This is a genomic window from Saccharothrix sp. CB00851, assembly GCF_001905065.1.
GTDB lineage: Bacteria > Actinomycetota > Actinomycetes > Mycobacteriales > Pseudonocardiaceae > Actinosynnema.
This window is the reverse complement of sequence record NZ_LWLC01000024.1, coordinates 178,460-188,643: the sequence shown is the minus strand read 5'-3', so window position 1 is coordinate 188,643 and position 10,184 is coordinate 178,460. Positions and strand designations below refer to the sequence as shown.

Genomic DNA, 10,184 nt, shown 5'->3' with positions numbered 1-10,184 from the left:
GCCAATCATGACCTACTACCAGGCCGAAGATTTGGAGACACGCCCTAGACCTGGCCCATGACGGTGATGACGAGCCCGACGATGGCCGGGAGGGCGACCAGGCCCGCGACGGCGACCAGGGCCTGCTTGACCTCCTTGGCGGCCTCGCCCACGTTCTCGACCATGCCCTGCTTCTTCGCGGCGGCGTACTGGAGGAAACCCTTCGCGAGGAAGAGGGCGGCACCCAGGAAGCACAGTCCCCACAGGATCGCGACGATGGTGATCACTCCGCTGCCGAGGAGGTCGAAGTTCGGCGAGACACCCTCCAGGGGGTTCTCCATGTCGGTGCGGAACGGGATCGGACCACGTGCGGTGAGGTTCGTCGGCATCATCGGCTCCTTCTGCGAGCTTCGTGTGGCCTGGTGCGCGTGTTGTGCGCGGTGAACGGGCACCACGACACCACCGCGAAGAACCGCGCAGCACGGGAGCAATACCGAGACGAGTACGTAGGTTCCGACCGGGTGTCACGCTCAGGTGACCGCACACCGGCCGAGGTGACGCAACGTCACCCCGCGTCGTCCCGCGCACGGGCCGCGTCACGCGGGTAGCAGCGGTACAGCAGGGTGAGGTACGCCGCGTTCACGAGCATGAGACCGACCACGCCGACCAGGAAGACCGCTTCCAGCCCGAAGACGTCACCCAGGTAACCCCCGCCGACCTGGTAGGTCGCCCACACCAGCCCCTCGAACACCGACAGGTACATCGCGAAGGCCACGCCGCGCGCCCGCGCCGGTACGACCGCCATGACGATCGGCCGGTTGACGCCGGGGTTGACGCCCTGCAGGAAACCCATGCCGGCGAAGAAGACCGCGAACACGCCGATGCCGCCCCAGTCGAACTGGGTGCCGAAGAACGCCACGACGGCGAACGACACCTGTGCCAGTTGCAGGACCTTGATCCGACCGGAGCGCGGATCGCGGGCGTGTCGGCGATCACCCACCACCCCGCCGGTCAGCGCGCCCACGACGTACCCGAGACCGAACGGCAGGATCACCAGCGCGGCCGTGGCGTTGTCGAAGTGGTGCTCGTCGACCAGGTACACCACGCCGAACGACAGCACCAGCAGATGCCCGGACAGCAGCCGCGACCCCAGCATCAGCCGGAACGTCGGCACCTTCAGCACCGTGCGGACGGCTTGCCACGTGCCGTCACCCGCCCGGGTGACGGGCCGCTTGCCGCCGACGGGCGGTTCCTCGAAGAACAGCAGCAACGCCAAGCCGGACAGCACGCCCAGACCGCTCAGCACCCACAGGCCGATCCGCCACCCGTCGGGCAACCGGGTGAGCTGGCCGATCGTGGGCAGGAGCGCCGTGCTGCCCAGCACCAGCAACGCGTAGAGACCGCCCGCCGCACGACCGCGCGCCCGGTCACCGAACAGGTCGCCGACGACGTCGTTGACGATCGGGTCGGCGGCCGCGCAGCCGACCGCGAGCACCGCGTAGAGCACCAGCAGCTGGGTGAAGCTCTGCGCGAAGCCCGCCGCCACGCCCCAGCCGCTCCACAGCCCGCAGGCGACGACCAGCACGCCCTTGCGGCTGGTCCGCCTGGCCACCCAGACCCAGAACGGACCGAACACCACACCGGCCAGCTTCACGATGGCGCCCAGCAGGCCCAGCGCGCTCAGCGACAGGCCGAAGGTCTGCCGGATGGCCGGGAACAGCACGGCGATCGCGCTCGTCTCGGCGGTGTCGAGGACCGCGACGCCACCGAGCGTCCACACCGACCTCCACCGCCCGTGCGGTGTGCCGGGTCGAGGCGCGGGTGCCGGACCGGGTTCGCCCGCCGTCGTCATCGCCATGGGTGATCACCACCCCGCAGTCGGGCGACTTACGTCATCGTGTCCGCACTGTCCCGGTGCTGCGCCGACCCGTGGCCACGTTCACCCGAAGGTGTCGTCACTTCGGATCGGACCACGCACGAGGCACCGGCCCGGGACCGTGCCCGGGCCGGTGCCACCGGCGTTTCAGGTGAGGGTCGGGCGGATCATCGTGGGGGAGTGGGCGAAGGTCACCCTGCGGCGGCGGGCGGGGTCGACCTCCTGCTTCGGGTCCCGCACGGACTGCGGTTGCCGCACCGCGGTCCGGAGGTGGTCGAGGCGATTCCGCAGCCCGGGCCGCGCGGGGCTGACCCGGTCGACGGGCCACGGTGGCACGGTCGCGATGCACAGCGTCCGCGCGACCCTGGCGCAGGTCTTGCACGGCGCCACGGCCTCTTTCTGGTTCGGGAACTCGTCGGGGTCCGGCCTGCGCGGCCCGGCCTTCCTCTTCTCCTGCTCCGTCTTCGCCTGGCGGGGGTTGTCCCGCAGGTGGGCAGCGGTGACGACCGCGCGGCGCTCGAATTCACGTTGGACCTTCTTGAGGCCCTCCGCGCCGTGCAGCAGGCGGTGGGGGTCGATCGACCACACGAGATCGGAGATGGCCACGATCTCGGCGCACCGGCCGTGCCCGTGGCTCCGGTCACCCGGCTGGACGAAGTCCAGCACCTCGACCACCAAGGGGTGCACGTCCAACTTGGCCCTCGTGCTGTCGCTGTTCTTCTGCGACAGGGCCTCGCGGACCTCGAAGTTCGCCGGTCCCCTGGGCATGGTGCCCTCGTTGTGGTACCGGCGGTTGCCGTAGGCGATCGTCGAGGCCATCCCGGGGTCCTGCACCCCCGGCACGCCTTCCGTCATGTTTTCGATGGGGGTTTTCGCCAGCGCGATCGAACCGTCGAGGAGCCGGTCGGCCAGGACGTGCTTCCCGACGCCTTGGAGGGTGTCGTTCGCCCGGAACGCCCGGGTGGGTGGGTTGTCGCGCCAGTACTTGGCCTCCGCGAGTTCCGCCGCCCTGCGCCGCAGCTCGCCCGGGTCCGCGCGGCGACTCTGCTTCAGGTGGTTGAGGTCCTGCGCCTGCCGCCGGAAGGAGTTCGCCCAGGACTTTTGGGCGGCTTCGACGAACTCCCGGACCGTCCTGCCCTCGCCCGCTCTGAATTCGGCCACTTCCTGTTTTCTCCTGAATTCGGCCACTTGCTGTTTCCTCGTTCGCGGCATCCGTCCTCCTGCTCGGGTGCGGGTGATGTTCCCCGAGGATGGGCGGTCGGTGGCCGTCCCGGATCGGGAGTTCCACGGATGCGCGTACGTAGCCGGGACGCGCTGCGGGGCCGCGCGCGCGGTGGGACAGTCTGGACGGGGCCGCGACGTGGGGAGCGGGTGATGCCGAGGAGCCGGGCACGACGACGGGTCGGCAACCTGCCGGTGGCGACCACGAGCTTCGTCGGACGGGAACGGGAACTCGGCGAAGGCCGCCGGATCCTGCGTGAGCACCGGCTCCTGACCCTCGTCGGCACGGGTGGCGTCGGCAAGACGCGCTTGGCCGTGCGCCTGGGTGAGGAGGTGGCGCGGTCCTTCCCCGCAGGCGTGTGGCTGATCGACCTGGCGCCGTTCGACGCCGCCTCGCTCGGCGGGGGAGAAGGCATCGGTCGTGCGGTGTCGACGGCGCTCGGTACCGCTCCGCCGGTGGACGCCCTGCTGGTCCTGGACACCTGCGAGCACGTGCTGGAGGCGTGCGCCGAGTTCACCACCGGACTGCTCACGCTGGCGCCGGACACCCGGATCGTGTCGACCAGCCGCCAACCGCTCGGCGTGCTGGGCGAGCACGTGCTCGACGTGCCGCCGCTAAGCACACCCGACCCGTCGACCTCGTCACCGCGCGCCGTCGAGGGCTCCGACGCGGTCAGGCTGTTCGTGGACCGCGCCGGTTCGGCCGTGCCCGGCTTCTCGCTCACCCGGGACACGGCGGCCACCGTGGCGGAGATCTGCGCCCGCCTCGGCGGGCTGCCGCTGGCGATCGAACTGGCCGCGACCCGGCTGCGCGCCCTGTCGCTGTCCGAACTGCTGGGCAGGCTGGACGACCAGCACCGGCTGCTCACCGTCGGCAGCCGGGTCGCACACCCCCGACAGCGCTCGCTCACCGCGCTCGACGACTGGAGCCTCGCGCTGTGCACCCCGCCCGAACGTGAGCTGTGGGCCCGGCTGTCGGTGTTCACGGGCGGGTTCGACCTCACCGCGGCCGAGTCGGTCTGCACCGGGGCCGGCATCGCCGCCCCCGACGTGCTCGACCTGCTCGCCGGACTGGTCGAGAAGTCAGTGGTGATCAGGGTGGGTGACCACTACGCACTGCCGGAACCCACCCGCCAGTACGGAGCGGGACGGCTGTCGGACGACCGGAACTACCGGCAACGTCACGCGGAGCACTTCGCGGCGCTCGGTCGGCGGTTGACCCGGCAGCTCCACGCGGAGGGGATACCGGCCGTCCACGCCACTGTGCGGCGTGAGCACGACAACCTCGCCGCGGCCGCCGCGCACCTCACGGGTCAGCCCGGGCACGAGGACGACGTGCTCGGCCTCGGCACCCTGCTGTACCTGGTCCCCGTGCGGCCGGAGGCGTCCGGGCCACGACTTCGCGAGGCGTTGCGCAACTGTCCGGCACCGACCCGGGCCAGGGCGAACGCGCTGTGGGCCGCCTCCGTGCGCGCCTTGGCCGCGGGTCTCGAAGACGACACTACGCAGGAGTGCCGGTGGATCGTGCGCGGCCTGGGCGACCAGGTCACCGCGGCTTACGTGGCGGAGTGCGACGCGTTGCGGGCCGCGGCGTCCGGTGACCTGGCGACGGCACTGGACCTGCTGGCCGACGCCCTGCCCGCCCACGCGGGTGACCGGTTCGGGCTGCGCCAGTGCGCCCGGATCACCGCGGTGCTGGCCTGGCAGGCGGACGACGGTCGGGCGCTGCGGCGCGTCACCTCGTGGATCGACCGCGACGAACCCGCGAACGACGCGTGCCGGCGTCCGCTGCGGTCCGTTCTGGCCGGTCTGGAGAGGTTGCGCGACCACACCACCGACCAGGCCGAGGAGCTGTTCGGTCGGGCACTGGCCGAACTGCGGGACAGCGGCGAGGCGTGGTGGATCGCGGTGTGCTTCGACGGTCTGGTCCAGAGCGCGTGTGCGCGGCGGGACTACACCCGTGCGGCGCGGTTGCTCGGGTGCGCCCGAACGCTCCGGCACCGGCTGGGCGTGCGCGGGCCGTTCGTCGGCGGCGGCCTCGACCCGCACGACACCGTCGCGGCGGATCTGCGGCGGTTCCTCGGCGACGAGCGGTTCTCGGCCGCCGTCCGCTCCGGCGAAGAGCTCGACCACGCCGTCGACTGCGCGACGGGCGCACCGGACCCCGCCGCGTCCGCGCACCAGCCCCGGTTGACGCCACGGGAGCACGAGGTCGCCGAGTTGATCTCCGACGGGCTGACGAACCAGGCCATCGGCGAGGTCCTGGGCATCTCGAGGCGGACGGTGGAGACCCACGTCGAGCACGTCATGGCGAAACTCGGGTTCACCCGCCGCGCCCGGATCGCCGCGTGGTTCACGTCCGGACACCCGGACGTTCCGCGACCCAGGCGGCGATCTGCGCGCGGGTCGTGAAGCCGAGCTTGGTCATGATGTTGGCCACGTGCGTCTCGGCCGTGCGGCGCGCGACGACGAGCGACTCGGCGATCTGCTGGTTGCCCAGCCCCCGTGCCACCAGGTCGGCGACCTCCCGTTCCCGCGGGGTCAGCGGCGAGGCGTCCCGGCGGGTGGCGCCGCCCTCGCGGGGCTCCGGCACGGCGTAGGAGACCACCTGGTCCTCCTTCATCGTCACGCCGACCCGGTAGGCGGCCTCGAACCGCTCGTCACCCAGGGCCGACCGTGCCGCCCGCTCGCAGGCGTCGTGGTGTGCGCGCAGGTATGCGAGCCCGGACAGGTCGCTGCCGATCGCCTGCCGCAGGGACTCCGCGGCGCCGAGCACCCTGGCCGCGCGCTCGTGCCCGCCCGCGTCGGCGGCGATCCAGGCCAAGGTCTCCAGGCACAGCGCGACCAGCCAGCGCTCACCCGTGTCGGCCGCGATCCGCAACGCGGGGAAGGCCGCTTCGGCGGCCCGGTCGCGATCGCGGCGCACGAACCTCTCCACCGCCTCGCACCACGACAGGTAGCCGTAAACGACCAGTGACGGTGCGGTGCGGAGCAGGGCCTTGACCCGGCGGATCTCCTCCGCGGCCGCCGGGTCGCCCGCGAAGCTCAGTGCCATGATCTGCTGCAGCGTCGAGAACCGGACACCGTTGACGTCGCCGACCTCCTGGTGCCGCCGGATCGCGTCCCGGAACCCGGCGATCGCACCCGCGAAGTCGCCCTCGAACAGGTCGGCGAGCGCCGAGAACTGGCTCACGTGCGCCAACGCCGACGCGTCGTCGACGTGCCGCGCGATCTCGCGGCACTCGTGCAGCAGCACCCGGGCGGCCGGGCAGTCGCCCTGCAACAGGGCGAGCCACGCGGAGACCCACAGCGCCTTCGCCCGCGCCGGCGTGGGTTCCGGCGCGCGGGCCAACGCCCGATCGAGCCACCGGCGCCCCTCGCCCAGCGAACTGCACACCCGGCGGTGCGCGCACAGCGACGCGACGAGGTCGAGCGCGGCCTGCCGCTCGCCCTCCTCGTCCAGCCAGGAGTCCAGCGCCAGCCGCAGGTTCGGCCGCTCGGCGTGCACCCGCCGGTACCAGGTGAAGTGCTCCGGGCCCGCCCACCCGGCCTCCGCCTCGGCCGCCAGCCGGGTGAACCAGTCCCGGTGCCGGCGCACCACCGCGGCCCGCTCACCGGTCTCCACCAGCCGGTCGTGGCCGTACCGGCGGATCGTCTCCAGCATCCGGAACCTGGTGCGGCCGTCCACCTCGGCCCGGCCGACGACCGACTTCTCGACCAACCCGGCCACCAGGTCCGCGACGTCGCCCTCGGCTGCCACCGCCTCGGCCGCCGCCAGGTCGAACCCTCCCGCGAACACGGACAGCCGGGCCCACACCGCGCGCTCCCGCGGGGTGCACAGGTGGTAGCTCCACTCGATCAACGCCTGCAGCGTCCGCTGCCGCCGCGGCGCCGACCGGTTCCCCGTGGTCAACAACGCGTAGCGGTCGGTGAGCCGGTCCAGGACCTGCCCGAGCGAGAACGCGCGCAGGCGGGCGGCGGCGAGTTCGATGGCCAGCGGTATCCCGTCCAGTCGGCGGCACAGCGCCACCACCAGGCCGCAGTTGTCCTCGGTGGCGGTGAAGCCGGGCACGGTCGCGTTCGCGCGGTCGAGGAACAGCGTGACGCCGTCGTACTGGCCGAGCATGTCGGGCGTGAGCGGGCCGGCCGACGCCGGGATGGCCAGCGGCGCCACGGTCAGCACGCGTTCGCCCGGGATGCCGAGCGGTTGCCTGCTGGTGGCGAGGATGCGCAGACCGCCCGACGCCGACGACAACCGGTCGGCCGCCACGGCGCACGCGTCCAGCAGGTGCTCGCAGTTGTCCAGCACCAGCAGCACCCGCCGGTCGGCCAGGACGGAGGTGAGCGCCGCCCAGGGTTGCCGCGCGTCGGTGTCCAGGCCGAACACCGACGCCACCTCGCCGACCACGGCCTCCGGGTCGCGCACCTCGCCGAGTTCGACCAGCCGGACGCCGTCGGGGAACGCCTGCCCCAGCCCCGCCGCCGCGCGCAGCGCCAGCCGGGTCTTGCCCACGCCGCCCATGCCGGTCAGCGTCACCAACCGCCCGTCGCCGAGCGCCCGGCGCACCTCGGCGAGTTCGTGCCTGCGTCCGACGAAGCTCGTCATCTCGGCGGGCAGGCGACCGCCGGTCCGGCGCGGCACCGACCCCATCGGTGTCCCCCTCCCACGACACCCAGCCGCACTACGCCGTTCAGCCTAACCGGGCGGCGGGTCGGCCACCACGTCGTCACGCACCGGCGTCGATGCGGCGGCCGACCCGTTCGGCCGCTTCGCGCAGCCAGAGGTGACCGGCGTCCTGCGTGTGCACCGGGTGCCACCACAGCGCCTCCTGCAGCGGCACGGCGGGGAACGGGCAGGGCAGCGTGCGCACGCCGGGCGCGGGGAAGCGCTCGACCAGGCGTTGCTGGGCCAAGGCGACGCGCCTGGTGCCGGCGACCAGCGGGGGCGGCAAGTGGAACGAGGACACGGACACGTCGACCTCCGGGCTGATGCCCAGCATGCTCAACTGCCGGGTCACCGGGGCGTCGTAAGTGCGCTGGTACACCGCCCACGGCAGGCGGGCGAGGTCGTCGAGGGTGAGCTCGTCGCCCACCTCCGGGTGGTCGTCGGCGACCAGGCACACCCACCGGTCGGTGAACAGCTCGACCGCGGGGAAGCCGTCGAGGACGCCGTGGGGGAGCAGCAGGCCGTCCACGGTGCTCAGCAGGGCACCCGGGTTCTCCAGCATCGACGGCGAGGTCTGCCGGAGCGTCAGGTGGACGCCGGGCGCGACCTCGTGCAGCTCGCGGGCCAGGGCGACGCCGAACACCGCGGCGCCGTAATCGGACGAGATCAGCGTGAACTCGCGGGTGTCGGTGCGGGGGTCGAAGTCGGCCTGGCTGCTGAACACGCGCTCCAGCACGTCGCAGGCCGTGGCGGCGCGGTCGCGCAGGACCGCGCCCAGCGGGGTTGGCTCGTACTGGAAGCCGGTGCGGGACAGCAGCGGGTCGTCGAAGTGGCGGCGCAGGCGCGCGAGGGCCGCGCTCATCGCGGGCTGGGTCACGCCGATGCGTTGCCCGGCTCTGGTGACGTTGCGCTCCTCCAGCAGGGCGCGCAGCGCGACCACCAGGTTCAGATCGAGGTTGGACAGGTTCACCGACGCCTCCCGCTATCCACGGTGTGGATGCAAAGCATCACGAACATTCATTTCCGTGATCCTTTGACCCGAGCAGGCGTTGCGGCACGTCGCCGGTTACACCATCGCCAACGACCTCACGGCCCGCGACCTGGTCTTCCGGCCCGACATGCGGGAGATCGGCACCGACTGGCTGCGCTCGAAGAACGCGCCCGGCTTCACCCCGCTCGGCCCGTACCTGGTGCCCGCCGAGTTCGTCGGCGACCCGTCGGACCTGCGCCTCACGCTCAAGCTCAACGGCGAGACCATGCAGGACGAGTCGACCGAGGACATGATCTTCGACGTCGCCCGCATGGTCTCCTACGCCTCGCAGACCACCACCCTGCTGCCCGGTGACCTCGTGCTGACCGGTTCCCCGGCGGGCAACGGGATGCACCACGGACGGCTGCTGCGCGACGGGGACGTGATGGAGTCGACCATCACCGGCCTGGGCGTCCAGCGCACCCGGTGCGTCGCGGAGGAGCGGGCGCGAACCGCACCGACCCCGAGGGCGCGATCGCCGAAGCCGCCCGCACGTGCTCGAACTGGGGCCGCTGGGGCGCCGACGACGTGCTCGGCACGCTGAACTTCGTCACCGAGGCCAAGCGCCGTGAAGGTGCCGCGCTGATCCGGCGCGGGACGCGCTTCTCGTTGTCGCAGCGGTTCGACGTGCACGGCCCGCAGAAGGGTTGGCGGCGGCGTACCAACCCCGTCCACACGATGCTCGACACCGGCACGGACGCGGCGGCCGGGCTCCAGGGCTTCCCGCACGGCATCGGCGGCGCGGACGACGTGATCGCGATGCCGTTGCAGTGCTCGACCCAGTGGGACGGCCTCGGCCACATCTTCGACCACGGCAAGGCGTGGAACGGCCGTGACGCGGCCACCACCGTCACCTCCGAGGGCGACCTGGTCACCGGTATCGAGCACCTGGCCGCGCACGTCGCCGGTCGCGCCGTGCTGCTCGACGTCGGCCGCGTCGTCGGTTGTGGCGAACTGCCCGACGGCTTCGCCATCACCGAAACCCACCTCGTCGAAGCCGCACGGGCGCACGGCGTGGATGTGGGCCGCGGCGACATCGTGCTGGTCCGCACCGGGCAGCTGACCCGGGCCAGGCGTGACGGTTGGGGTGATTACGCGGGCGGGCCCGCGCCGGGCCTGTCGTTCACCACGGCGCCCTGGTTGCACCGCACCGAGATCGCCGCGATCGCCACCGACACGTGGGGCTTCGAGGTGCGGCCCAACGAGTTCGACCACGCCTTCCAGCCGCTGCACCAGGTCGTCATCCCGCACATCGGGCTGCTCGTGGGCGAGATGTGGGACCTGGACGCGCTGGCCGAGGACTGCGCCGCCGACGGCGTGCACGAGTTCTGGTTGACCGCCGCACCGCTGCCCATCACCGGAGCCGTCGGCTCGCCGGTCAACCCCGTCGCCGTCAAGTAACCGCCAGGAGA

The 10,184-nt window shown here is 72.4% G+C and carries 8 protein-coding genes; 3 read left to right on the top strand and 5 right to left on the bottom strand.

Annotated features, from left to right (window positions below):
* Window positions 1-44: 44 nt before the first annotated feature.
* The 3 genes from A6A25_RS24330 to A6A25_RS24320 all read right to left on the bottom strand — a co-directional run bounded on the left by A6A25_RS24330 (window position 45) and on the right by A6A25_RS24320 (window position 3,016).
* Complete coding sequence (locus A6A25_RS24330; protein WP_143193362.1) at window positions 45-368, bottom strand: hypothetical protein; 324 nt, start codon at window positions 366-368, stop codon at window positions 45-47.
* Window positions 369-544: 176 nt separating this feature from the next.
* Window positions 545-1,837, bottom strand: a complete 1,293-nt coding sequence (locus tag A6A25_RS24325; RefSeq protein WP_083668618.1) for an MFS transporter — start codon at window positions 1,835-1,837, stop codon at window positions 545-547.
* A 165-nt stretch (window positions 1,838-2,002) separates the two neighbouring features.
* The gene (locus A6A25_RS24320) at window positions 2,003-3,016 is read right to left on the bottom strand and encodes a YwqJ-related putative deaminase (RefSeq protein ID WP_073893534.1); all 1,014 of its coding nucleotides are present in this window, start codon (window positions 3,014-3,016) and stop codon (window positions 2,003-2,005) included.
* A 213-nt stretch (window positions 3,017-3,229) separates the two neighbouring features.
* On the opposite strand from A6A25_RS24320, the gene A6A25_RS24315 reads away from it, so the two are divergent.
* Window positions 3,230-5,488: an ATP-binding protein gene (locus A6A25_RS24315; protein ID WP_143193361.1), complete on the top strand. Its 2,259-nt coding sequence runs from the start codon at window positions 3,230-3,232 to the stop codon at window positions 5,486-5,488.
* Here A6A25_RS24315 and A6A25_RS24310 read toward each other — a convergent pair.
* Both A6A25_RS24310 and A6A25_RS24305 read right to left on the bottom strand, forming a co-directional pair.
* Window positions 5,430-7,727, bottom strand: a complete 2,298-nt coding sequence (locus A6A25_RS24310; protein ID WP_073893531.1) for an ATP-binding protein — start codon at window positions 7,725-7,727, stop codon at window positions 5,430-5,432. The genes A6A25_RS24315 and A6A25_RS24310 overlap by 59 nt on opposite strands.
* A gap of 76 nt (window positions 7,728-7,803) precedes the next feature.
* Window positions 7,804-8,712, bottom strand: a complete 909-nt coding sequence (locus A6A25_RS24305) for a LysR family transcriptional regulator (RefSeq protein WP_073893530.1) — start codon at window positions 8,710-8,712, stop codon at window positions 7,804-7,806.
* Between the two features lie 79 nt (window positions 8,713-8,791).
* On the opposite strand from A6A25_RS24305, the gene A6A25_RS24300 reads away from it, so the two are divergent.
* Together A6A25_RS24300 and A6A25_RS24295 are read left to right on the top strand one after the other, a co-directional pair.
* Window positions 8,792-9,316, top strand: a complete 525-nt coding sequence (locus tag A6A25_RS24300) for a fumarylacetoacetate hydrolase family protein (protein WP_198932837.1) — start codon at window positions 8,792-8,794, stop codon at window positions 9,314-9,316.
* Window positions 9,199-10,173, top strand: a complete 975-nt coding sequence (locus A6A25_RS24295) for a cyclase family protein (RefSeq protein WP_073893528.1) — start codon at window positions 9,199-9,201, stop codon at window positions 10,171-10,173. The genes A6A25_RS24300 and A6A25_RS24295 overlap by 118 nt, the downstream gene beginning before the upstream one ends.
* The last annotated feature ends 11 nt before the right edge of the window (window positions 10,174-10,184 follow it).